Genomic DNA, 23,157 nt, shown 5'->3' on the forward strand with positions numbered 1-23,157 from the left:
GTGGCGGAAGCGGATGCCGCAGACGACCCCGCGAGCTGGAGTCCTCACAATCAAGGTTGGTGAACTCGTTGCCCGAGCGGCAGAGTACGGATGAGGCTGTAGAGGCCGGACGGCTGCGCCGCCTGTTCCAGTTCTTCGCCGACACGCAGTGCCGGGGCCGCTCCGTGGTCTACGAGACGCTGAGCAAAGGCGTAGCCGGCGATACCGCCCTGCTCGACATGCTCATGCGCACGCCCAGCGAGCAGCGAGCAGCGAGCAGCGAGCAGCGAGCAGCGAGCAGCGGCGGCCCAGCGTCTCTGATTGGCGAAGCGATCCTGAGAAATCCTCAGGAATCATCCTGGCTGGATGCCGGGTATGTATGTGCCAATCGTCTTCGTGCCCTGGTGTCGGCAGGCAAAGCCGCCGACCCGCGTGGCACGTCCCTCCGGACGCTATCGATCCAGCCTGCACAGCTATCGGACCGAGGAGGGTGCCCCGCGTCGCCTGGGCACGGGACGTGCTGATGACAGAACGATACCACGAGATCACCAAGAGCGACTAAAAAGAAGTGGGCCTCGGCAGCGGCCTCTCCGGTCCTGATCTCCTGCGATCTGCGCGGTGACACTGCCGCTGGTCAGATCTTCGGGACGATCCCGGAGATCACCTCCCGGATCGGCATCGACCAGCAACCGGTCCTGCTGGCCGATGCCGCCGAACGCGCTTGGCTCGAGGCGTTCATCTGGCCCGAGGACGTCGACGGCCTGACCACTCTGCGAGGCGCCATCGAGCTCGCCGTCTCGACCGGGGCCCCGACCGTCGTGCCCGGCGACGCCGTCACCGACACCGCCCGGCTGCTCGACGGCCTACCGGGCCACGAGCCCGTCGTTGTGTTCACCGCTTCCCTTCTCAGCTACCTCAGCGCCGGCGCCCGGACCGCGTTCCTCGGGCAGCTGGACGAAATCGCCCGGCGGCGCCCGGTGGCCTGGGTCTTCGCGGAAGCCCCCGGTCTCGTCGCCACCACCGGCCTCTCCGTACCTGCCCTGAAGGGCCCGCTGGCCGGGCGCAACGGCCTCTACCTGGTCGGGGCCAGCCTGCGTGACGCGGCCGGCACGATGACAGCCTGATCGCCATGGCCGACCCCTACCTGCGCTGGCTCGCCCCGGCCCGGACCCCCGCCGACGACTTCCAGTGGCTGCCCACTGACTGACCCCCAGGCGTACCCGCGCCGCCGATCCGTTGCCCCTGGTCGACCGTGTCATCGAGTTCGTCCACGCAGGCCTCGCCGCCGCCTCCGACGGTGGACTCGCACGCACCGGTGTGCCAAAAGCTCGGTAACCGCAGCCGCAAAAGGGGCAAGAACCGCGAACGGCCGCCCGACCCCGGCCTTCACCGAGCTTTCTGTCCGCCCGCGACGTGCACGTGGCCGGTCCCGGCGTGCTCGTTCGGTGTAACTCGGACTGACAGCGGAACAGCGCCCACGGGCGAGGACGGACGCCCCTGGTCAGAGGGGCGATGACGGACGAGTCGGCCTGTAGGCCGGGTTCTGTGCCTCCGCTCGCGCGGAGCGACGGTCATCCATCTAGGGCCGCCGTTGCCGGCGGCCTCAAGCGGTCTACCCGCAGGCTCGGGCGGGCCGCCCTCGAATGCCTGCGCGGGCCCGCCGTGAGGCGGACCCTTCTTGACCTTGCTCCGGGTGGGGTTTGCCGAGCCGCCCCAGTCACCTGGGGCGCTGGTGGTCTCTTACACCACCGTTTCACCCTTACCTCCGCATGCGGAGGCGGTCTGCTTTCTGTGGCACTTTCCCGCGGGTCGCCCCGGGTCGGCGTTACCGACCACCCTGCCCGGTGGAGCCCGGACCTTCCTCGTCGGAGCAGAACTCCGACGCGACCGTCCGGCCGACTCGTCCGTCAGCGACTATTTTACCAAATTCCCAGGTTCGGCGACCGCACGCAGATGGTGGGTGTCGTTGAGGGACCGGACGACGGCGGGGCCGTCGGCGTACCAGTCGACGACCGACAGCGACCCGACGTCCAGGTGCATCCGGTAGAGCGCGGACGGCGGGGCGTCGAGCGCCAGGCGTACGAGCATCTTGATCGGGGTCACGTGCGACACGACGAGCACGGTCTGCTTGCGGAAGCGGACCAGCAGCTTGTCGCGGGCGGTGCGGACGCGCTGGAGGGTGGCCGCGAAGCTCTCGCCGAAGGGAGGCGCGACGGACGGGTCGGCGAGCCAGGCGTCCATCTCGGCGGGCCAGCGTTCGCGAACCTCGGCGAAGGTGTAACCCTCCCAGTCGCCGAAGTCGGTCTCGCGCAGGTCCTCCTCGACGCGGACCGGGACGTCGATGGCCTGGGCGACCTCCTGGGCGGTCTGGCGTGTCCGCTTGAGGGGCGAGGTGACGATCACGTCGATGCCGCGGCCGGCGAGGGCGTCTCCCGCGGCGCGGGCCTGGGCGAGACCGGTGTCGGTCAGCGGAATGTCGCCGACGCCGGCGAACCGCCGCTCACCGGAGTACGGCGTCTCACCGTGCCGGAGCAGCAGCGTCGTCGTGGGCTCGGTGGTCGGCGGCGCCCATCCGGTGGTCGCGGCGGGCGGGTCCGGTTCGTCCTCCTCGACGGTGGACGGCGCCCACGTGCGGCCCTGGGCGGCGGCGTCCATGGCCTCGTTGGCGAGCCGGTCGGCGTGCTTGTTCCGCTCCCGGGGGATCCACGTGTAGCGCACCGACGAGAAACCGGAGGCGAGCCGCTGCGCCTGGAGGGCCAGCGGCTTCATGTCCGGATGCTTGATCTTCCAGCGGCCGGACATCTGCTCGACGACGAGCTTGGAGTCCATCCGGACCTCGACGTCGGCGTCGGCGGCGAGTTGCGCCGCGGCCTCCAGACCGGCGATGAGGCCGCGGTACTCGGCCACGTTGTTGGTGGCCACGCCGATGGCGTCGGCTCTCTCGGCAAGGACCTGACCTGTGACGGCGTCGCTGACCGCCGCGCCGTACCCGGCCGGGCCGGGGTTGCCGCGCGACCCGCCGTCGGCCTCGACGATGAGCCTCACAGGCCGGATTCCGGGGTACGGACGAGGATCCGGCGGCACTCCTCGCAGCGGATGACGTCGTCCTTGACCGCAGTGCGGATGGCGTTGAGCTCGACGGTGTTGAGCTGCAGGTGGCAGCCCTGGCACTGGCCGCGCAGCAGGGCCGCGGCGGCCACGCCCCGGTGCTGCTCGCGCAGCTTCTCGTAGAGCTTGAGCAGGTCGTCGGGGATGTCGCCGACGACCCCGGCCCGCGCGGTGCGGACCAGCTCGGCCTCGCCGTCGATCTCGCGGTGGGCGGTGTCGCGGCGCTCGGACAGCTCGGCCAGCTCCTTCTCGGCCGTCTCCTTGTCCGCCTCGACCGCGCGCAGGCGGTTCTCCGCCTCCTCACGGCGCTCCATCACGTCGAGCACGATCTCCTCGAGGTCGGACTGCCGCTTCTGCAGGGACGCGATCTCGGACTGGAGGTTCTCCAGGTCGCGGGCCGAGGAGACCTGCCCGGAGTCGAGCCGCTTCTGGTCGCGGTCGGCGCGGGCGCGTACCTGGTCGACGTCCTGCTCGGCCTTCTTCTGCTCCCGGTCGATGTCGCTGATCTCGGTCTGGGCGGCGACGAGCGCGTCGTCGACTCCGCCGAGGCGCTCCTCGACCTTCGCGATCTCCGCGAGCTCCGCGAGGGTACGCCTCCGATGGGCCAGCCGATCGAGCCGGGCGTCCAGCTCCTGCAGGTCGAGGAGGCGCAACTGGGCTTCAGGTGCTGCTTTCACGTACTTCCTTCAAGGATCGAAAGGTCCACGCGTCGGTCACGACGGTGGAGATCCGGGTCTCCACGCCAGTCTGGCGCACCAGGTCCGCCGCGTCGCCGAGCCACGGCCATTCCGTCGCCCAGTGTGCGGCGTCGACGAGCGCCGTACTCCCATCTTCGCGGAACTCCGACGCGGGATGGTGGCGGAGGTCGGCGGTGAGGTAGGCGTCGGCTCCCGCGGCGCGGGCCGCGCCCAGCAGCGAGTCGCCGGCGCCCCCGCAGACCGCGACCGTACGGATCGGCGCCTCCGGGTCGCCGGCGACGCGGAGACCGGCGGCGGTGAGGGGCAGGCCCGTGGCAGCGGCGTCCGCGAACTCCCGCAGTGTGACGGGCGCGGGCAGCTCGCCGATCCGCCCGAGTCCCCGGCGCGGATCGTCGGCGGACGGGCTGAGCGGTCGCAGGGGCCCGGTGAGCCCGACGGCGCGGGCGAGCGCGTCGGACACGCCCGGGTCGGCGACGTCGGCGTTGGTGTGTGCGGTGTACAGGGCGGTGCCGGCCGTGATGAGCCGGTGGACGGCGCGGCCCTTCGGCGTGGTGGCCGGCACTCCGTGCACGGGCCGCAGCAGCAGCGGGTGGTGGGTGACGATCAGATCGGCGTGCCACTCGAGGGCCTCGTCCACCACGTCGGTCACCGGGTCGACGGCGAACAGGACACGGCGGACGACGGCCTCCGGATCACCACAGACAAGGCCGACGGCGTCCCAGGGCTCCGCCCAGGCGGGGTCGTAGCGACCTTCGAGGATCGTGATGACGTCGGCCAGTGTGGTGGGCACCCTCCGCAGGGTACCGTCCGAGATCGCCGGAATCGCGCATACCAAGATCACTAGGATCGCGCATACCATCGGCGGGGCCCCGTGCGGAATCATGCCACTCGGCCGATCGTTGGAGGTTGCGTGAAATCACCGTTTCGACGGCGCCGCAGGCGTCCGCGTAAGCGTCCCGCTGTTGCCACCGAGCCGGAAGTGATCGACTGGCCGAAGGAGGGCAGCGGTGGAGGCAGTGGCCTGATGTCCGCCATCCGGGGCGACTCCTCGTCCGGCGCGGGGTTCGGGCCGGGCATGTTCGCGGACCTGCAGGCCGCGTTCGGCGGTGCGGGGAAGCAGATCCAGCTGGAGGAGCAGGAGAAGGAGAAGACGCGCCGCCACGAGCTGCACACGAACAGCACGCCGGGCCGCGACGACCTGGACTCCGGCACGATCCGGATCACCCGGCGCCGTGAGTCCGAGGACGAGGAGAAGTAGCCGGCGGCGTCACACTTTTCCTACCTTTACTCGAACACGCATTCGAGTTTACTTATTCTGGCGACGTGACCGCATACGTGCCGCCCGGCTGGCCTTCGGGAGTGCATCCGCCGGGCACCGAGAGATTCGAGGACACGGCGGTGGCCTGGCTCTTCGACCTCGTGCCACCCGAATACCGCCGGTACGGCGTGCTGCGGCGTTATCCGATCGTGCTGTCGCGCATGGCCCGTCACCACGTCGCCGCCGATCTGGAGGCCGCCCGCGAGGGCTTCCGCACCGCCCGCGCCGAGCTGTCGGACGTGGTCCCCGCCCACGGGCTCGAGGCGGTGCTGGAGATCTACCGGCGCGAGGGCACCCGCCTGGCGGCGATCGCCCGGGCGGTCGAGCTGGTGGACACCGGCCTGCGCGGCGGTTCCTTCACCCCCAAGCTCTGACCGCCTGACGGCATCCTCCGGCTCCGGCCTCAGAGGATCCTCCACTCAGGCTGTAAAGGTGCTCAAAGGTCAGCCGGACGCCCGGAACAGGTGGGCGGCGGCGCCGCGGTTCGGCACGCCGAGCTTGCGCAGGATGCGCGAGACGTGGACGCCGACGGTCCGTTCGCTGATGAACAGCGTCTCGGCGATCTGCCGGTTGGTCCGCCCGCTGCTGAGCAGCTCGAGCACCTCGGCCTCCCGCGCGGTCAGCCCGGGCACGGGCTCCTCCGCCGGGGCGAGGTCCAGCCTCGCCCGCCGGGCCAGATCCTCGATCTCCGGCCGCAGGGCACCGGCGCCCAGGGCCTCGGCGGTCTCCCGGGCGGCGCGCAGCGCCTCGACCGCCGCGTCGCGCGGGCCGCGGGCCGCCATAATGGCCTCGGCCTCGCGGACCCGGCAGTACGCCGCGCGGTAGGTCTCGCCGAGGCGTTCCCAGACCGCGGCCACGGAGTCCCAGACGGCCGGGTCCGGATCCGCCGACCGGGTCGCCTCCGCCTCGGCCTGCAGGCCGTACGCCTCCGCCTCGGGCGTGGCGGGCATCGCCGCCAGGAGCTCCCGGCACTCCTCGAGCAGCGGCGCGGGGTCGCCCTGGAGCGGCGCCTCCACGCGGATCCCCGCCGCGCACAGCTCCGGCCCGATCCTGGTGAACTCGCTGCCCCGGATGACGTCGAGCCCCGCCCGCACGTGGCTCCGCGCGGCCGGCAGGTCCTGTTCGAGGATCGCCAGGCGGGCCCGGCAGGCGTGGTACGCGCTGGCCAGGTCGATACCGTCGGTCCGGCCGACGGTCTCGGCGAGGGTGGCGAGGTGACGCCGCGCGCCGTTCGCGTCGCCCCGGCGCAGCTGCAGTTCGGCCATGGCGAGGGTGACACCCCAGCGCTGCCACGGCGGCGCCTCCACGTCCATCAGCTCGTCGACGAGGCGATCGGCGTCGGACCAGCGGCCCAGCCGGATCAGTGCGGCGAGGGTGTTACCGGCGGCGCACATGCAGGTGGTCCGGCCGTACCCGAGGCGCCGGCAGATGCTCACGCCCTCCATGCCCAGCTCGGCGGCCCTGGACCAGTCCCCCGCCCACAGCAGTGCGTCGGTGTAATTGACGTAGGCGCGGCCGAGCTCCCAGGTGTCCTCGCGTTCCTTGGCGCTGCGCAGGGCCTCGGCGAGCTCGGACAGGCCGCTGTTCACCTCGCCGAGCATGGTGAGGCCGACGCCCATGGTGTTCCGGGCGTGCCCTTCGATGTCGCGGGCACCGACGGCCACGGCCTCCTCGACGGCCTCGCGGCAGCAGGCCACGGACTCGCGGTAGCGCGACTGGATCATGAGCGCGTGCGCCTGCAGTCCGCGGACCCGGGCGCGTTCGCGGGCCGACGCCTCGGCGGGCAGCAGCGCGATCGCCTCGTCGTACGCGGCGCACGCGGCCGCCATGTCGCCGGTCACCCAGCGGATCCGGCCCATGAGGGTCCACAGGCTCGCCGCACAGGCCGGCGCCGCCGTCGCGTCGACCTCGCTCATCGCCTCCTCGGCGAGGCGGACGGCCCGGTCCACCTCCCCCGCCGCCGTCGCGGCCTCGGCGGCGCGGCGCAGCAGATCGGCGTGGGGCATCCCGGCGCGGGCCTCGGCGTCGGGCACCTCCGGCCACAGGCGGATCGCCCGCTCGTAGTGGGCCAGGGCGACGGCCCAGGCGTACGTGCCCTGCGCGGCCGCGGCGGCGGCCACGAAGCCGCCGAGCGCCCGCGCCGCGTCACCCGCGGCGTGCCAGTGGCGGGCGAGTTCGGCGGACGGGCCCCGTCGCTCCAGCGCCGTCGCGACGGCGACGTGCAGCCGGCTGCGCTCGCCCGGCAGCATCTCGGTGTGGAGCGCCTCTCGCAGCAGCGCGTGACGTACGTCGTATCCGTCGCCGGTGACGACGAGCAGCCGGTGGGCGACCGCCTCGTGCAGCGCGTCGTCCAGCGCCTCGGGGGACAGCCCGGTCACCGCGGCGATCAGCGCCTCGTCGCCGACCCGGCCGATGGTCGCGACGGCCTGCAGTACCCGCCGGGTCTCCGGCGCGAGACGCTCGACCCGGGTCAGCAGCACCTCACGCAGGCTGGCGGGAACCTCCTTCGTGGTCGGCCCGGCCGCGACGAGCTCCTCGACGAAGAACGGGTTCCCCTCCGACCGGGCGAACAGCGAGCCGACCTGGCGTGTCGCCGGGCGGGTGCCGAGGATCCCGGTCACCTGGGCGTCCACCTCGTCCCGTGACAGACCGGTGAGCTCGATCCGCTCGGCCCGCCCGGAGCGCTCCAGCTCCAGCACGGTGCCGTGCAGGGGGTGGCCTCGCGCGACCTCGTCGCTGCGGTACGTCCCGACGACCATCAGCCCGGCGCGGCGCAGGTTCGCGCCCAGCAGCGACAGCAGGTCGGCCGAGGCCGGGTCGATCCAGTGCAGGTCCTCCAGGACGAGTACGGCCGGATGCAGCGCGGCCATCCGCTGGAACAGCCCGAGGGCGAGTTCGTACAGCCGACCGCGCTCGGCGCCGTCCCGCCGGGTCGGCGGCCGCCCGCACAACTCGGGCAGCAGGGCGCCGAGTTCGCGCGGCGCCTCGCCGAGGACGTGGGCCAGTTCGTCCGCCGTCAGCTCGTCGGCCAGCGGCCGGAGCGCGGCGACGAACGGCGCGTACGGCGCGGCGCCCTCGGCCAGGTCGAGACAGCCGCCGGTGAAGACCAGGGCGTCACGCCGCCTGGCCCGCTCGGTGAACGTCGCGACCAGCCGGGACTTGCCGATTCCGGCGTCCCCCGACACGAAGAGCAGGACGGAGGAACCGCCCTGCGCCTGAGTCAGGGCGGCGTCGAGTCGGTCGAGCTCGGCGGCGCGGCCGATGAGCGTGGGACACGAAACCCGCCTTGTCACATGGCGAGTATGGGGCACATACGTCGTACACGTAGTTGAAAAGTAAGCAATTATGCTGATGCACTCGATCGACGGGCTCATGATCATGGAGCCATCGGCAGTCGACACGGAGGACGCGACGATGGGGACCGTAGAGGTCCGACCGCACGGCGGCACCCGCTGCACGCGCGTACGTGAGGAACAGGTCCGCCCCTTGTACGCCGCGACCCTCGCGGCGCTGGGGCCGGAGCCCGGCACACGCCTGCTGCACGTCGGTTGCGGAACCGGCACGGCACTGTCCCTGGCGGCGTTCACCGGCGCGGACCTCGCCGGGATCGACTCCGCGGCGGACCTGCTGTCGCACGCGCGGGAGCGGCTGCCCGACGCGGACCTGCGCGCGGCCGAGACCATCGAGCTGCCCTACGACCGCGGCTGCTTCGACCAGGTGATGGCGTTCGACGCGATCCAGTACGCCGCGTCCCCGGCGGTCGCCGTGGCCGAGCTCGCCCGGGTCACCCGTCCGGGCGGCGTCGTGGCGATCGGCCTGTGGCACAACTGGTCCGGCCGCGAGGCGAGCGCCTTCCTCAGCGCCGTACGGGGCCGGGTGCCCACGCCGCCCACCCAGGGGCCGCCCGTACACGACCTGTACCGGCTCCGCGAGGTGATGGTGGAGGCGGGACTGGACGTCTTCGCCAGCGCCGAGGTCACCCACCGGAACGACTTCGCCTCCCTGGAGGCCGCCTGGGACTCCATGACGGCGTCGCCGAACGTCTCACTGGCGATCGACGTCATGGGCGTCGAGGCCGCGCACGAGATCTTCGTGGCGAACTTCGCGACCATGCAGCGGGCCGACGGCTCCATCCAGCAGGAGCATCTGTACCAGTACGCCCTCGGCCGCGCCACGAGCTGATCCGCGCCTCGCGCGGCCCGTACCCGCGCGCCGGGAGGCGAGGCGTCTTCCGTACCCCCGTCGCGGGCGGGATGGACGAGCGCGCGCCGATCCGTGTCGGCCGGTAGGCCTGTCGCATCGGCGTGTCGGACGGCGGAACCGGCGCTATGGTTACCTCTCGCATGACCGACGGTAAGACCGGGAGGACGACCGATGCCCGAGGGCCATCCGCTGCGGCCGGGCGATCCGGCGCGGCTCGGGGCCTACCGGCTCGTGGGGCGCCTCGGAGAGGGCACCCAGGGCGTCGTCTACCTCGGCCGGGACGACTCCGGCACGGACGTGGCGATCAAGCTGCTGCACGCCCGCATGGCGGCCCATCCGGGCGCGCGCGACCGATTCGTGCGGGAGCTGGCCGCCGCCAAGAAGGTCGCGCGGTTCTGCACCGCCCAGGTGCTCGACGCCGACCTCGCCGGCGACCAGCCGTACATCGTCAGCGAGTACGTCGAGGGCCGGTCCCTGCGGTCGCAGATCCTCACCGAGGGCCCGCGGTCGGGCGGCGCGCTGGAGCGCCTGGCGATCAGCACGCTCACCGCCCTCGCCGCCATCCACAAGGCCGGGATCGTCCACCGTGACTTCAACCCGCAGAACGTCCTGCTCGGCGCCGACGGGCCGCGGGTCATCGACTTCGGCATCGCCCGCGCCCTCGGGGCCGCTCGCAGGAACGAGACCAACAGCCTCGGAACGCCCGCGTACATGGCGCCGGAGCAGGTGGCGGGCGACGAGATCGGCCCGCCGGTCGACATGTTCGCCTGGGGCGGCACGATCCTGTTCGCGGCGACCGGCCGTCCGCCGTTCGGCAACGAGTCGGTACCCGCGGTCATGGAGCGCATCGTGCGCGCCGACCTCGACGTCGGCCCCCTGCCGGAGCCGCTGCGGTCCGTCGTCGCCGCGTGCCTGGCCAAGGACCCGGCCCTCCGACCGACCGCCCAGCAGGCCCAGGCGGCCCTGTTGGGACAGGAGCCCCTTGACGCCCCAACGCCTCCGCCGGCGTTCGGAGCGGCCGCCCCGGCCGGTCCCGAGATGCCGGTGGCGTTCGGCGCCGCCGCCCCGACCGCTTCCGAGGTTCCGGCGGCGTTCGGCGCCGCCGCCCCGGCCGGTCCCGAGGTTCCGGCCGCGTCCGGCGGGCGACCCGATGCGCATCCCCTCGGGCCGACCGGGACGGACGAATCGTCCCGCGCCGACGGGCCGTCCCCATCGCGGCCTCGCACACGCTGGGCGGTCGGCGCCGGTGCCGCGGCCGCTCTCGTGGCGGTCGCCCTCGCCGTGTCCCTCTGGCCGGACGGCGGCAGCGCCGCGACCCCCGGCAAGACGGTCGCCGCCGCCACGACGCCGTCGCCGCAGTCGTCCTCGCCGCCGAGCACGGCCCCGGACGACGCCCTGATGCAGGGCCGGACCCGCCGGCCGTCCCCGACGCCCACCAAGAAGAACGGCTCTCCCGGCCCCAAGGGACCGGGCTGCCGCGCGTACACCCGCGCGTACGGCCTGCCCGGCGCCGGAACGGCGCTGTTCAAGGGCATCGTCTGCCGGACGGGCTACTCCGGGACGGTCGTCCTGGTCGACACGGCGCCGAAGGACAAGTGGGAGGTCTGCGCGCAGCTCAGAGGCCACCTCGCCGGGTCACCGGGCGGGTTCATCAGCACTCCGCTCATCTCGTCCAAGGGTGGCAGCGTGCAGTCCTTCGACAACGGGCCGACCGTACGCTTCGGGGCCAAGACGAAGCGCACCGAGGACTGGGTCCAGCTGAATGCCGGCCGCTGCCGCCGCTCCGGCGGGAAACTCGCGTCGTCCTGGCAGACCCACGACCGGCTCGCCACCGGGTGATCCGGACGCGGCGTGGACCGGGGTCACGAGGCGTCCACTGGATGTTGTCCGGGCGGTCAGCGGCACGTCTCGTGACCATCAGCGGCGCGATCTGAACTGAGGGCGTGGATCTGACACGCCGGAACTTCATGATCGGCACGGCCGGGCTGACGCTGGCCCCCCAGCGGGCGTCGGCTTCCCGGCGAACGGGCGACCCGTTCACCCTCGGGGTCGCCTCGGGCGCCCCCACGGCCGACGGCATCGTCCTGTGGACCCGTCTGGCGCCCCGTCCGCTCGCCGACGGCGGGCACGGCGGCATGCCGGACCGGAACGTCGACGTCGAATGGCAGCTCGCCGAGGACGAGAGGTTCACCCGCGTCGTACGGTCCGGGACCGTCGCCGCGCGGTCGTCGTGGGCGCACAGCGTGCACGTCGAGCCCACCGGGCTCCAGCCCGGCCGGGAGTACTTCTACCGGTTCCGCGCCGGAGGTCATCTCTCGCCGACCGGCCGGACGCGGACCGCGCCGGCCCCGGGCACGGCACCGGCCCTGGCGTTCGGCGCGGTGTCCTGCTCCAACTACGAGCAGGGCTACTTCACCGCCTACCGGCGCCTCGCCGAGCAGCACCCCGACCTGATCCTGCATCTCGGCGACTACATCTACGAGTACGCGCCGGGCGGCTACAAGAACTCCGACGGGAAGATCGTCCGTTCGCACACCGCGCACCGGTGCCAGACGCTCGCCGAGTACCGGCTCCGGCACGCCCAGTACAAGACCGACCCGGACCTGCGCGCGCTGCACGCCCTGGCCCCGTGGATCGCGGTCAACGACGACCACGAGATCGAGAACAACTGGGCGGGCGTCCATCCCGGCACGTCGGGCCGCCCGAACTTCGCCGAACGCAAGAGGGCGGGATACCGCGCCTACTACGAGCACATGCCGCTGCGTCGCTCCGCGCTGCCGCACGGGTCGAGCATGCAGCTGTACCGGCGGCTGGCCTGGGGGGATCTGGCGACCTTCCACGTCCTCGACACCCGGCAGTTCCGGGACGACCAGCCGTGCGACGACGGCGTGCGCGACGACTGCACCCAGCGCCTGGCCACCGGCCGGGTGCTGGTCGGGTCGACCCAGCGGAAGTGGCTCGCCGCCGGTCTGCGCTCCTCCCGTGCCCGGTGGAACCTCCTGGTCCAGCAGATCTTCATGGCCCAGCACGACTACCACCTCGGCCCGGGCAAGGAGGTGCTGCTCGACACCTGGGACGGATACACCGCCGAACGGGACCGGGTCCTCGGTGACCTCGTCGCCTCGGGCGCCCGGAACCCGGTCGTGCTCACCGGCGACATCCACTGTCACTACGCCAGCGACCTGCTCGTCGACTTCGACGACCCGGACTCGCGGCGGGTCGGCGTCGAGCTGGTGACGACCTCGGTCACCAGCGACGGCGACGGGTACGACGCCCCGGCGGGCCGCGCGATCGAACTGGCGGAGAACCCGCACATCGCCTACGCCGACCAGCGCCGCGGCTTCATCGCCGGCCGGCTGACGCCGACCGAGCTGCGGGCGGACTTCCACACGCTGCCGTACGTGACGAAACGGAATGCCCCGAGCACGGTGACGGCCAGCTTCACCGTCGCCGACGGCGCGCACCGCCTCGCCCGGTCGAGCGCACCCGCGGCGCGCGCTCCCCAGGCCGCCGCAGCGGCCGGGGCACCGCGCAAGCCGTAAGCGCCGAGGGTCCCGGGTCCGCACGCGGGCGCACGCATCGCCACCGCGTCGTCCGCGCCGCAGACCATCGTTCGTACGGCGGGTACGTCTCCGTACCCGCCCGATCAACGATGCGGCGGACAGAAAGCTCCGTAAAGGCCGGAGACGGATGGTCGCCTGGTGTGCTTGTTCCGCTTTGTGACGACGGTTGCCGAGCATTCCGCACGTGACGTGGATGTCGCGCCCGGCGGAGCGGCTCAGGAGACCGCGTAGCCGAGCAGTTCGCCCCCGGTGCCCGCCTGGACGCTCGTCTTCCGCGAGCCGCGCACCAGGAGGGCCGTGCCGCCGAAGCCGCCGGCTCCCGGTGCGCCGATGAGCAGATCCCGTCCCCGGATCGCCAGGGACCAGCCGAACTGGGCCGTGCCGCCCGCCGGTGAGCTGATGAGGGCGCCCCGGGCCAGACCGCGCCGACGGCGGCCGTCGAGGACCTGGACGACGCCGGCGCCGGCGCCCGGAGCCCCGGCGGCGAGGTCGGCCGTGCCGTCGCCGTTCAGGTCGGCGGCCGCGAGCGCGGACCCCAACCGGTCCGCGGGGCCGGTCTTGCGGAGGTTCCACACGTCCTCGCCTCCGGAGCCGTACAGCACGTGCACGGTGCCCTGGGCGAAGTTCTCCGGCATCTGGGTGTCGTCCTCGCCCGGCACGCCGATGGCGAGGTCGTCGGTGCCGTCGTGGTCGAAGTCGCCGGCGGCGAGGGCCGCGCCGAACTCGTCGTAGCGTTCGGGCACGCCCCGTACGCCCCGGCTGTCCTCGGTGATGCGCCGCGAACGGTGCGCGGCCGGGTCGATGACGGTGACCGCACCGGACGCCTCGGTGCCGTCGCCGGGCGCGCCCACGGCGATCTGCGCGTGCCGGCCACGGCCGAAGGCACCGAAGGCGCCGATCGCCAGGGCACCGCCGAAACCGTCGGTCTGGCTCGTTCGCTGCCCCACCCACGAGGTGTGCTGCGTGATCAGGCGGGCGGTGCGCAGGCCGCGCGTGAACACGCCGACCCCGCCCCCGCCCGCGAGGCCGGGGATGCCGATCACGAGGTCGTCTTCGCCGTCGTGGTCGAGGTCCCCGGCGGCGAGGGCCGCGCCGAACCGGTCGCTCGCCGGCGTACGGCCGACGTTGCGGACGCTCAGGACCGCCTGCGGGCGCAACCCGCCGGGCGAGCCGAAGTACACCGTGACGACGCCCGTACCGTCGGCGCCGGGGCGCGACCGTCCCTGGTCGGAGGCCGCGACGGCCAGGTCCGCGCAGTGGTCACCGTTGAAGTCGCCCGTGGCGAGCGTGCCGCCGAACCCCGCGCCGACCTGGGCGGAAGCCGCCGTCAGCCAGGCGGTCCGGTCTGCGTAACGGACGGCGACCGCCCCGGCTCGGTGGCGGCCGCCGCTCGTGGCGTACGGGGCGCCGATGGCCAGGTCACGGGTGCCGTCCCCGTCGAAGTCCGGTGCGGTCCCGGCGCGGCAGCTCCGGGCGGGCTCGAAGGCCGCGCCGAGGACCCGAGCGGCCGGAGGCCGGGCCGGCGCCGGCACCGTGGCGGCGACACAGGTCGGGAGGAGGACAACGGCGATCACGCTCAGGCGGGCGATGCTCACACCCGCACGGTGCCCGCGCGGCGGAACCGCCGCATTCCCGGCGGGTGACCATTCGCTGACTTCTGTGGGTCGGTCCGGCGTCCCGGGCGATCGGCGTCTTCTCCGGCGCGGGATCGTCAGTGGTGCACGGCGCTCCCCTTGACCCACTTCTTCCACGGCATCTGGTAGAACGACCAGCCGTTGTCCGGCTCGACCTGCCGGTCCGACCCGGTGATGACCACCGGATCGCCGGGCTGGGAGTGCTTGTAGTACCAGATCGCGTCGGTGGCGGGCTGACGGATGCACCCGTGGCTGCAGTTGCGGTTTCCGAGGCAGTCCTCCTGGCCCGGCGTCTGGTGGAGGTACTCGCCGGCGTTGGAGACGCGGACCGCGTAGTGGATCAGCTCGTGGTAGTACCCCGCGTCGCCGGGCCCGCGGTTCGGCGAGGTCATCCAGACGTCCTCGTCCTTCTCCATGTTCAGGTGGATGCCGCTGGTGGTGGTGTACTCGCGTGACTCGCCGTTGCCCGCGCTGATCGGGACACGGCGCACCGGCCGGCCGTCCCACTCGACGCGCATCCGGTGCCTCTCGAGGTCGAGGCGGGAGATCTGCTCCCGGCCGATCTTGTAGGTGCGGATGAAGTCCTTGGCGCCGTAGCCGTTCTTGCCCAGGGGCACCCCGGTCAGGTGGGCGACGAGCCGGACGGTCTGGTGGGCCGGCCAGAACATCTTGGGCCGGTAGACGACCTGCTGGTCGCCGAACCAGTGCCACGCTCCCTCGACCGGTTTGTCGGCGATCACCTCGAGCGACTTCTCGACCGCCGCGCGGTCGGTGATCGGCTTGTCGAAGTTCAGGATGATCGGAAGCCCGACGCCGTAGGTGTCCCGCCGCCGGTCCTCCAGGACGGGGTCCTGGGAGACGGAGACCGCGCTGGGTGCCGCCGTCTCCGTACGGAAGCCGCTCGCCGCCGAGACCGCTCGTCCGTCGGCGTTCCTCGCGACCGCCCGCACGCTGATCGTCGATCCCGGATCGAGCGCCCATCGGGATCGCCATTCGGTACGGTCCCGGTTGAAGGTCCCGGCTATCCTCCGGCCTCCGCTGGCCAGCACGACGGCGTCCAGGCTGCCGCCCGTGGCGCGGACGATGACGGGCTCGTCGGGCCGTACGGCGGCGCCGTCGGCCGGTGTGATCACCACACGGGCCGGCGCCGCCTCCACCTCGACCTTCTCGGCGCTCTCCCCCACCGCCCTGCTGCCACCGCCGCAGCCCGCGGCCATCACCAGCGTGGTCCCCGTGACCGCGCCGAGCACCAGTCGCGTCCGAATGGCATTGACGTGCATGTGCAGCCCTTCTCACGACCCATCCGACAGGCAAGAACGATCGACTACGAGATACCCATCGAGGATGGGGAGAATGCAGCCGACTTCGACCGTCACCGACCCCGCCGAGAAGGAAAAATGGCACGTCACTGCCGTTCTGAGCAGCGAACAACGCCAGGACTTAGGGTGTTTTTACCCTCATGGGCCCTTCATGGCGCTAAATTCACCTGGATTGCCCGGATTTTCATAACTGGCGTCGAATCCCCGCCGGAACAATTCCAGCGACCGGCGGACGGCCGAGTCGACCTTCGCCCGCTCCGCCTCGTCGCGGACGGTCAGCTTGATCAGCTCGAACGCCTCACGCGGATGCGCGTCGTCGTACTCCGCGTGCTCGGTGAGCCAGCGGAGGGCCGGAACGTCGTCGCCGTACCTCTCCCGGAACGCGGGCAGGACCAGGCGCGCCCACTCGCCCGTCGTGCCCTCGATCGCGTAGTTGATCGCGCCGAACGCCTCCGCGAGTGTGCCCCGATAGCAGACCGACCACAGATAGTCGTACAGCGCGCCGACCTCCGGGCAGGGCCGGTGCGCGACCAGCTCTTCGAAGCCGATGCCGTGCGCGGCCGCCCAGTCGGCGTACCACTGGGCGTGCAGGGCCTCGGTCCGGATGTTCCCGATCAGCCAGTCACGGGCGAGATAGTCGCCCGGAGTCTGGCCGAAAGTGGTCTTGGCCAGATAGACGCCCATGTACTTCGGGAACGCCTCGACGACGCAGAAGAAATCGAGGAGGACCCGCCGCCACGCCTCATCGGGGAACGGTCCATTAGCCGTCTCGACGAAGATCTTCGACTCGAGCACGCCCGTCCAGTCCGGCCGAAGCGAATCGACCATGGCCTGGGCCCAGACGGGATGCGCAGTCTCGGTGAGTTCATTCTTCACCATGCGGTGATGACGGGTCCGGGATGGTGCCTGCGAAAGGTGGCCGGTAGTGGTCGCCATGATCCGACTCCTCGCTCGGTTAACCGAGTATCGGCATGCCCTTCACACAGGGTCAATATGCACGTTTCATAGGGTCCGTACCCCGTGCCCCTCCTTCGTCCCTCGCCCCTCCTTCGTCCCTCGTGTCACCGGAGGCCCCGAGTGAAACGCGAACACGCCGTCGTCGTCGGCGGAAGCATGGCCGGCCTGCTCGCCGCCCGTGTCCTCACCGCTCACTTCGAGCGCGTCACGCTCGTGGAACGCGACCGGTTCCCGGCCGAGGCGGTGTTCCGTCCGGGAGTGCCCCAGGCCCGGCACCTGCACGTCCTGTGGACTCGTGGCCGGGAGATCGTCGAGGTGCTGTTCCCCGGCCTGGAGGACACGTTGCGCGCCGCGGGCGCCGAGGAGCTCCGCGTACCCGCCGACGTGCTCTGGCTGACCTCGGCGGGCTGGCGGGAGCGCTTCGACGTGACGCGGCTGCTGACGTTCAGCCGCCCGCTCCTCGACCGGGCCGTACGGGCCCGGCTCACCGGCCCACCGGACGGTGACCGGACCCGCGTCGACGTCCTCGACGGCCACCGGGTGACGGGCCTCATCCCCCGCGGCGGAGACGCCGCCGGGGTGCGACTCGACGGCGACGGCGAGCTCCACGCCGACCTGGTCGTCGACGCCACCGGCCGCGGATCGCGGGCGCCGTCATGGCTCGCCGAACTCGGTCATCCGGCACCCCTGGAGACCCGTGTCGACCCCCTCCTCGGGTACGCCAGCCGCTACTACGCCATACCGCCCGGCTTCGACCCCGGCTGGAAGGCGCTCTACCTCCAGGCCGACCCACCCGCGACACGGCGCACCGGCGGGCTGTTCCCCCAGGAGGGCGGTCGCTGGATCTGCAGCCTGTCCGGTGCGGGCCGCGACCACGGACCGACGGAGGAGAAGGCGTTCCTGGAGTTCGCGAAGGGGCTGCGCAGCCCCGTCCTCTACGAGGCCATCCGCGACGCCGAACCGCTCACGCCGATCGTCGCCTTCCGCCGTACGGCCAACCACCGCCGCCACTACGAGCGGCTCCCGACCTGGCCGCGCGGGTTCGTCGTCACCGGCGACGCGGCGTGCGCCTTCAACCCGATCTACGGCCAGGGCATGAGCGTGGCCGCCGTCGCGGCCCTGGCACTCGACCGCTGCCTGCGCGACCCCCGTCCCGGCTTCGAACGGCGATTCCAGCGCGGCGTCGCCCGCAGCGCCGCCGGCGCGTGGCTCGTCGCGACCGGCGAGGACCTGCGCTACCGGGAGACCGAGGCCGCGCCCGTACGGCTGCGGACCCGGGTCATCAACGCGTACGTCGACGAGGTCGTCGCCGCCGCCAACGTCGACCGGCGGGTGTGCGAGGGTCTCGTCCGCGTACTGGCGCTCATGGCCGCGCCGACCTCGCTGTTCACCCCCGGGGTGCTCGCGCGGGTCGCCGCGCACCGCGTCCGGCGACCCGCTCCCGTGCCCTTGCCGTCCCGGCCGTGCTGATCCGGTCGAGGGTGCGGACGTCGGGTCACTCGTCGGACGGCGGCGGAAAACGGCGGCGATAACGGTCGAACCGACCGGTCGTCCCACCGGGATCGTGTCCGGGCGGAGGGGGCGGGAACTGCGGGGGCGCCGGGTCGTTCGCCGGATCGGGCGTCGCCTCGGCCTCCGGAACCGGTCCCTCCGGAACACCCGGCAGGCCCGCTCCGCCGAGACCTCCCGGTGCGCCCGGACCCGGCCCGCCGGTGGTGTTCGGAACGTCGGGGCCACCCGGTCTGCCGGGAAGAGCCGGTCCGCCAAGACCTCCGGGGACACCTGCGGGATCCGGCTTGCCGGTGGTGTTCTGGGCGTCGGGGGCACCCGGCCGGCCGGGCAGACCCGGTCCGCCCGTGCTCCCCGGCGACGGACCACCCCTCCCCGCGTCCGGCGGTGTCGGCACGCCTCCGGGCGGCCTTTGGCCGGGAAACGCCGCCTCGCCGAACGCCGACGGCACGGAGCGCCCTCCCGGAACGGGAGGGAAGGCTCCCGCCCCCGGGAACGACGGCGGCGGCGGTACCGGCCCCTGACCGGGCGGCGGGGGCGGCTGCGCCGGTCCGCGCGGATCGGCCGGAGGCTGGAGGCGGGGGCTGGTCGGTGGTTGGAGGTGGGGGTCGGACGGCGGCTGGAGGCGGGGGTCGGCCGGCGGCTGACCATGGGGATCGGACGGCGGCCGACCGGGGACGCGCGGATCGGCCGGCCGCTGGGAGGGGAAGAGCTGGTCGGCCGGCCGGTCGATCGGTCCGAGCGGATCGGCCGGCGGCCGCTCCGGTGCCCGCACGTCGGCCCAGGGCCGAGGGTAGGCCCGCTCGTCGGCCGGGGGGCTGACGCGAGGGTCCCCGGGCGGCCGGTCCGGCGCCGGCGGGTCGGCAGGTAGCTGGGGGTGCACGCGCGGATCGGCCGGGGGCTGAGGGTGAACGCGCTGATCGGCCGGCGGGTCGGCCGGTCCGCGCTGATCGGCCGACGGGTGAGCGTGGGCGTGCGAATCGGCGGGCGGACGCGCGTGCCGGGCCGACGGCGCGGGTCCCAGGCCGGCCTTCGTCAACCGCTCCGCCTGAGCCTTGGCCTCGTCGGCGTCGGCCCGCGCGGCATCGCGCTCAGCGATCATCGTGGCCAGCGCGGCGCGAAGCTGGTCCAGCATTCCCGAGCGTTCCTTGGCCTGGAGCTGGTACTGGCCCAGCCGGGCCTGCGCCTCCTCCAGCTCTCGGCGAGTCGACTCGATCTCCCCGGTGAGCCGTGCGCCGTCGTCCAACCGGGGCCGTGCCGCCTCCACCTCCTCACGCGAGGCCCTCAGCTCTTCCTGCGAGGTCTGCAGCTCGGCCCGGGTCGTCTCCAGCTCACCGCGGGCCGTCTCGAGCTCCCCGCGAACGGTCTGGAGCTCGCCACGGACCGTCTCCAGCTCGGTGCGGGCCGCCTCCCGCTCCGTGCGAGCGCCTTCCAGCTCACGACGGCACTCTTCGAGCTCGGCCACCGCCCTGTCCCGCTGGGCGCTCACCTCGTCGGCGTGCGCGCGTGCCTCGAGGGCCTGACGGTCCGCCGCCGCCCGTGCCTGCTCGGCGGCCGCCCGGGCGTTCTGCGCGAGTTCGGCCGTGGTGCGCATCTTGTCCAGCTCGGACTCCGCGGCCCGGAGCCGGGAGCGCATCTCCTCGACCGCCACGGACCGCTTCTGCAGTTCCCTGGCCTCGGCCTGCTCCCCCTGGTAGCGCGCGATCTCGTCGCGGGCCAGGTCCAGGGCCGAGGTCAGCTCCGCCGATCGCCGCGTGAGACGATCGCGCTCCTCGCGTACGGCCGTGAGCGCCTCGGTCGCCGCCTCCGCCGTCCGGGTCGCCTGCGCGCCGATGTCGCGCGCGGCGTCCCGTTCGGTGAGGGCGGCCTCCAGCCGGGCGGTCAGCTCGGCGACTCTCGCCTCGGCCTGGTCGGCCCGGCGCCGTGCGTACCCGAGCCGGGCGAGCACCCGCTCGGCTTCCAGCCGGGCCGCCTCCCGGTCACGCTGGGCGGCGGCGATGCCGGCGGCCGCCTCCGCCCTCGCCTCCGCGACGCGCCGCTCGACCCCCGCGACGCTCAGGTCCGCCGTCAGGGACATCGCCAGGAGCTCGGCGACGTCCTCGAGTCGTTCGACCATGTCCCAGGTCCGCGCGACGTGCCCGGCGAGGCCCGCGGAGTCGTGGTCGCGGCGGCGCCGGTCGGCCGCCGCGCGGGCACAGGCACCGTCGTTGTCGAGGCAGTAGCGCACCGCGGGCCCCGCCTCGCCCGGTTGGGGGACCGGGCGCCCGCAGTAGGCGCAGGGGCGCGTCACGGCGTCGTCCCCGTCTCGCGGCGGGAGCGGGATCTCTCCCTGCCCGGGGCCGCCGCCCGGCGGGCCGTCCACCCGGCGGGGACCGGTCCGCACCAGGTGCTCCCCCGGTCCCGGTTCACTCTCCCGCGGTCCCGGTCCGCTCTCCACCGGCCCGGGGCCGGTCTCCTGCGGACGTTCCTGCGACCCGTCACCTGGCGGGCTCTCTTCCGGGGGGTGGCCGGTCCCCAGCGGCCGTCGCTCCGGCCCGAGACGGCTCTCGGCCGCTCCGGGACCGGTCTGCGAGGAGGTCTCGTCGCTCTCCTGTACGTCCTCCGCCGGTACCGGAGAGGTGTCCGCGTCAGCCGCGGGGTGGTCCGGGCCTGGGGAGTCGTCGGACGGCAAGGCGGCATCGGACTCGGGCACGTTGTCGTCCGTCGGGCCGGACACGCTCATCCCCCCTGCAATCCGTAATCGGGATGATCTCGACTGTCAGCTCGAAGACCGTATCTCCCTTCGTCCCCTCTGCGGAACGCAACGGCGAGGTTCGGTGCCCGGACATCGAGAAAGGCCCGGCAGCGGCGGCGTGCCGGGCCCTTCCCTTCCCTACTTGATGGCCTGGAGAAGCGGAACAGGGCGATGCGTGAAGAGGCGGGATCACGATGGATCCTTGGACGGGTCGTTCGCTTTCTCCGGGTACTCGCGACGCTAACCCCGCAGGTGGACGCTGCGGAAGGCGTGGGCCGTTGACGCAAATTCACAACCTCTGTTCCCAATGTCACGGAACTCCCCGACCGCCCGGACCAACACCCTGGACCTCACCCGGCCGGCGGACCGTGATCGGTGGCGGTGTGGACACCGTGAAGAAGAACCGCGCCTGCGACTGAGTACCCGTGACCGCCGAACGCCTCGGAAAGGCCGAACATGACAAGGAGCCATCGATGACCGCTCCACCCGGTGTCGTCGACTCGCAGGGCGATGACGCCGCGGTGATCGAGCGATCGTGGCATGAGCCCGATCGGTTCAGAGTGATCTATGACAGGTACTTCCCGGAGATCTACCGGTACGTGGCCGGGCGGCTCGGCCGTGACGTCGCCGATGACGTCGCGGCGGAGACGTTCCTCGCCGCGTTCCGCAAGCGCGACCGCTTCGACCCGGCGCGCGGTGCCGTACGCCCCTGGCTGTTCGGCATCGCGACCAACCTGGTCGGGCAGTACCGGCGCGATGAGAGCCGTCGCTTCGCGGCGCTGGCCCGCCTGGGCGGCGACCTTCCGAGCGGAGGGCACGAAGATCGGGTCGCCGCCCGGGTCACCGCCGAGGGCGTACGGCCCCGGCTCGCCCGGGCTCTCGGGACGCTGCCGGAGGGGGACCGCGACGCGCTGCTGCTCGTCGCGCTGGGCGGACTCGGCTATGAGGAGGTCGCGCAGGCGCTGGAGATCCCGGCGGGAACGGTCGGATCACGTCTGACCAGGGTTCGAAAGAAGCTGCGGGAGGCACTGGGCGGGACCGATCCCACGTCTACGAAGGAAGAGACGCATGGATGACATCCGAAGGGTCACCGAGCTGCTCGACGAGGGCGGCCCATCGCCGACGGTGGCGGCGACGGGCCGGCAGAGGCTGGACGAGCTGATCGGCCAGGAACCGCGGACGGACCAGCCGAAGCCGCGAGTGGAGCGGGAGCCGCAGCGGCGGAGGATCCGCTGGGCGCTGCCCGGGTTCGGGCTGGTGGCCGCCGGAGCGGCCGCCGCGATCGCCCTCACCGTCACGGCGTCTCCGTCGGGGGCTCCACGACCAGGGTCGAGTCACTCGGAGACGTCCCGCTGGTCGTCCGGCCGTGAGGTGCTGCTGGCCGCGGCGTACAAGGCGGAGGCCGCCCCGCCGACGAGCGGAAAATACTGGCATGTCCGCTACCTCGACATCATCAAGGTGCAGGGCCGGTCGGTCCCCGGCGGCGGGAAGAGCGTCCAGGAATTCTGGTACGGCATGGACGGCGCGTTCGTCAGCGGCGGCCGCTCGCTGACGACCGGTAAGGGAGGGCTCCACAAAGAGAAATTCCCGCGGGCGACCTTCGAGTTGACCGACCAGAAGATCACCCTGACCGAACTCAGCAAGCTGCCGACCGACCCGCAGAAGCTGAAGGAATGGGCGCTCGCCGATTCTCGCAGGCACGGTGCTCCGAAGGAGCGCCCCGCCGACACGAACTCCTTCGCGACGAACGACCTGACCGAGCTGCTGTACCTAGCTCCGGTCTCCCCCAAGGTGCGGGCAGCCGCGTTCCGTGCGCTCGCACTGATGCCCGACGTCAAGGGACTCGGCGCGCTCAAGGACGCACGCGGACGCGTCGGTCAGGGGATCGCGATCAGCGGCGAGCGGTACATCATCGACCCGGACACCGGATTTCTCCTGTCCTGGGATACGAGGGTGGATCGGAAATCGCGGTCGAACGTGTTTCTCGCGGTCGGCTGGACGAACGAGCGGCCGCACGTGCCCGCCGCGCCCTGACCGGCTGAGGAGGCTCGGCGACCCCGTCGGCGCCGGGCCTCCCATTCCCGTCGGCCTCGCGCACCACCCCATCGGCTCCGCGCACCGACCACCGCGGTCCG

Annotated in this window: 16 protein-coding genes, 1 other RNA gene and 1 pseudogene; 9 read left to right on the forward strand and 9 right to left on the reverse strand. The window is 72.7% G+C overall.

Features of this window, described 5'->3' with window-relative positions; all coding sequences use genetic code 11:
- Window positions 1–569 precede the first annotated feature (569 nt).
- Window positions 570–1,103: pseudogene (locus NE236_RS39955) on the forward strand (DUF2332 family protein); the annotation flags it as partial.
- Between the two features lie 392 nt (window positions 1,104–1,495).
- Here NE236_RS39955 and rnpB read toward each other — a convergent pair.
- The 4 genes from rnpB to NE236_RS39975 all read right to left on the reverse strand — a co-directional run bounded on the left by rnpB (window position 1,496) and on the right by NE236_RS39975 (window position 4,584).
- Window positions 1,496–1,882: RNase P RNA component class A (gene rnpB, locus NE236_RS39960), an RNA gene on the reverse strand.
- A gap of 11 nt (window positions 1,883–1,893) precedes the next feature.
- Window positions 1,894–3,024 (reverse strand): bifunctional RNase H/acid phosphatase, encoded by a 1,131-nt coding sequence (locus NE236_RS39965; RefSeq protein WP_372494518.1) that lies wholly within the window; start codon window positions 3,022–3,024, stop codon window positions 1,894–1,896.
- The gene (locus NE236_RS39970; protein ID WP_252847505.1) at window positions 3,021–3,764 is read right to left on the reverse strand and encodes a zinc ribbon domain-containing protein; all 744 of its coding nucleotides are present in this window, start codon (window positions 3,762–3,764) and stop codon (window positions 3,021–3,023) included. The genes NE236_RS39965 and NE236_RS39970 overlap by 4 nt, the downstream gene beginning before the upstream one ends.
- Window positions 3,748–4,584, reverse strand: coding sequence for a Nif3-like dinuclear metal center hexameric protein (locus NE236_RS39975; RefSeq protein ID WP_289851509.1), 837 nt, complete (start codon window positions 4,582–4,584; stop codon window positions 3,748–3,750). The genes NE236_RS39970 and NE236_RS39975 overlap by 17 nt, the downstream gene beginning before the upstream one ends.
- A 180-nt stretch (window positions 4,585–4,764) precedes the next feature.
- On the opposite strand from NE236_RS39975, the gene NE236_RS39980 reads away from it, so the two are divergent.
- Window positions 4,765–5,043, forward strand: a complete 279-nt coding sequence (locus NE236_RS39980; RefSeq protein ID WP_252847507.1) for a DUF6191 domain-containing protein — start codon at window positions 4,765–4,767, stop codon at window positions 5,041–5,043.
- Window positions 5,044–5,108: 65 nt separating this feature from the next.
- Complete coding sequence (locus tag NE236_RS39985; RefSeq protein WP_252847508.1) at window positions 5,109–5,477, forward strand: hypothetical protein; 369 nt, start codon at window positions 5,109–5,111, stop codon at window positions 5,475–5,477.
- Window positions 5,478–5,546: 69 nt separating this feature from the next.
- Here NE236_RS39985 and NE236_RS44155 read toward each other — a convergent pair whose 3' ends face one another.
- Window positions 5,547–8,396 carry an ATP-binding protein gene (locus tag NE236_RS44155; RefSeq protein ID WP_308209213.1) on the reverse strand — a complete coding sequence of 950 codons (2,850 nt, stop codon included), beginning with the start codon at window positions 8,394–8,396 and terminating at the stop codon, window positions 5,547–5,549.
- Window positions 8,397–8,517: 121 nt separating this feature from the next.
- On the opposite strand from NE236_RS44155, the gene NE236_RS40000 reads away from it, so the two are divergent.
- The 3 genes from NE236_RS40000 to NE236_RS40010 all read left to right on the forward strand — a co-directional run bounded on the left by NE236_RS40000 (window position 8,518) and on the right by NE236_RS40010 (window position 12,848).
- Window positions 8,518–9,285 carry a class I SAM-dependent methyltransferase gene (locus NE236_RS40000; RefSeq protein ID WP_252847509.1) on the forward strand — a complete coding sequence of 256 codons (768 nt, stop codon included), beginning with the start codon at window positions 8,518–8,520 and terminating at the stop codon, window positions 9,283–9,285.
- Window positions 9,286–9,477: 192 nt separating this feature from the next.
- Window positions 9,478–11,145 (forward strand): serine/threonine-protein kinase, encoded by a 1,668-nt coding sequence (locus NE236_RS40005; RefSeq protein WP_252847510.1) that lies wholly within the window; start codon window positions 9,478–9,480, stop codon window positions 11,143–11,145.
- 104 nt (window positions 11,146–11,249) lie between these two features.
- Window positions 11,250–12,848 carry an alkaline phosphatase D family protein gene (locus NE236_RS40010; RefSeq protein WP_252847511.1) on the forward strand — a complete coding sequence of 533 codons (1,599 nt, stop codon included), beginning with the start codon at window positions 11,250–11,252 and terminating at the stop codon, window positions 12,846–12,848.
- 236 nt (window positions 12,849–13,084) lie between these two features.
- Here the strand turns inward: NE236_RS40010 and NE236_RS40015 are convergent, their stop codons facing one another.
- The 3 genes from NE236_RS40015 to NE236_RS40025 all read right to left on the reverse strand — a co-directional run bounded on the left by NE236_RS40015 (window position 13,085) and on the right by NE236_RS40025 (window position 16,701).
- Window positions 13,085–14,464 (reverse strand): FG-GAP repeat protein, encoded by a 1,380-nt coding sequence (locus NE236_RS40015; protein ID WP_252847512.1) that lies wholly within the window; start codon window positions 14,462–14,464, stop codon window positions 13,085–13,087.
- A gap of 116 nt (window positions 14,465–14,580) precedes the next feature.
- Window positions 14,581–15,783, reverse strand: coding sequence for a L,D-transpeptidase (locus NE236_RS40020; RefSeq protein ID WP_252847513.1), 1,203 nt, complete (start codon window positions 15,781–15,783; stop codon window positions 14,581–14,583).
- Between the two features lie 177 nt (window positions 15,784–15,960).
- Window positions 15,961–16,701 carry an iron-containing redox enzyme family protein gene (locus tag NE236_RS40025; protein ID WP_252847514.1) on the reverse strand — a complete coding sequence of 247 codons (741 nt, stop codon included), beginning with the start codon at window positions 16,699–16,701 and terminating at the stop codon, window positions 15,961–15,963.
- A 198-nt stretch (window positions 16,702–16,899) separates the two neighbouring features.
- Between NE236_RS40025 and NE236_RS40030 the strand changes: the two genes are divergently transcribed.
- On the forward strand, window positions 16,900–18,249 hold the full coding sequence (locus tag NE236_RS40030; RefSeq protein WP_252847515.1) for an FAD-dependent oxidoreductase: 1,350 nt from the start codon (window positions 16,900–16,902) through the stop codon (window positions 18,247–18,249).
- 25 nt (window positions 18,250–18,274) lie between these two features.
- Here NE236_RS40030 and NE236_RS40035 read toward each other — a convergent pair whose 3' ends face one another.
- Window positions 18,275–21,004, reverse strand: coding sequence for a coiled-coil domain-containing protein (locus NE236_RS40035; RefSeq protein ID WP_252847516.1), 2,730 nt, complete (start codon window positions 21,002–21,004; stop codon window positions 18,275–18,277).
- 491 nt (window positions 21,005–21,495) lie between these two features.
- Here NE236_RS40035 and NE236_RS40040 point away from each other — a divergent pair, with 491 nt between their 5' ends.
- On the forward strand, window positions 21,496–22,098 hold the full coding sequence (locus NE236_RS40040) for an RNA polymerase sigma factor (protein ID WP_252847517.1): 603 nt from the start codon (window positions 21,496–21,498) through the stop codon (window positions 22,096–22,098).
- Window positions 22,091–23,056 (forward strand): CU044_5270 family protein, encoded by a 966-nt coding sequence (locus NE236_RS40045; protein ID WP_252847518.1) that lies wholly within the window; start codon window positions 22,091–22,093, stop codon window positions 23,054–23,056. The genes NE236_RS40040 and NE236_RS40045 overlap by 8 nt, the downstream gene beginning before the upstream one ends.
- The last annotated feature ends 101 nt before the right edge of the window (window positions 23,057–23,157 follow it).

The organism is Actinoallomurus purpureus (genome assembly GCF_024055795.1).
GTDB lineage: Bacteria > Actinomycetota > Actinomycetes > Streptosporangiales > Streptosporangiaceae > Actinoallomurus > Actinoallomurus purpureus.

Coding starts and splice junctions, on each gene's coding strand:
- NE236_RS40000 (WP_252847509.1), top strand. CDS start 8,518: ATGGGGACCGTAGAGGTCCGACCGCACGGCGGCACCCGCTGCACGCGC.
- NE236_RS40005 (WP_252847510.1), top strand. CDS start 9,478: ATGCCCGAGGGCCATCCGCTGCGGCCGGGCGATCCGGCGCGGCTCGGG.
- NE236_RS40020 (WP_252847513.1), bottom strand. CDS start 15,783: ATGCACGTCAATGCCATTCGGACGCGACTGGTGCTCGGCGCGGTCACG.
- NE236_RS40025 (WP_252847514.1), bottom strand. CDS start 16,701: ATGGTGAAGAATGAACTCACCGAGACTGCGCATCCCGTCTGGGCCCAG.
- NE236_RS40040 (WP_252847517.1), top strand. CDS start 21,496: ATGACCGCTCCACCCGGTGTCGTCGACTCGCAGGGCGATGACGCCGCG.
- NE236_RS40045 (WP_252847518.1), top strand. CDS start 22,091: ATGGATGACATCCGAAGGGTCACCGAGCTGCTCGACGAGGGCGGCCCA.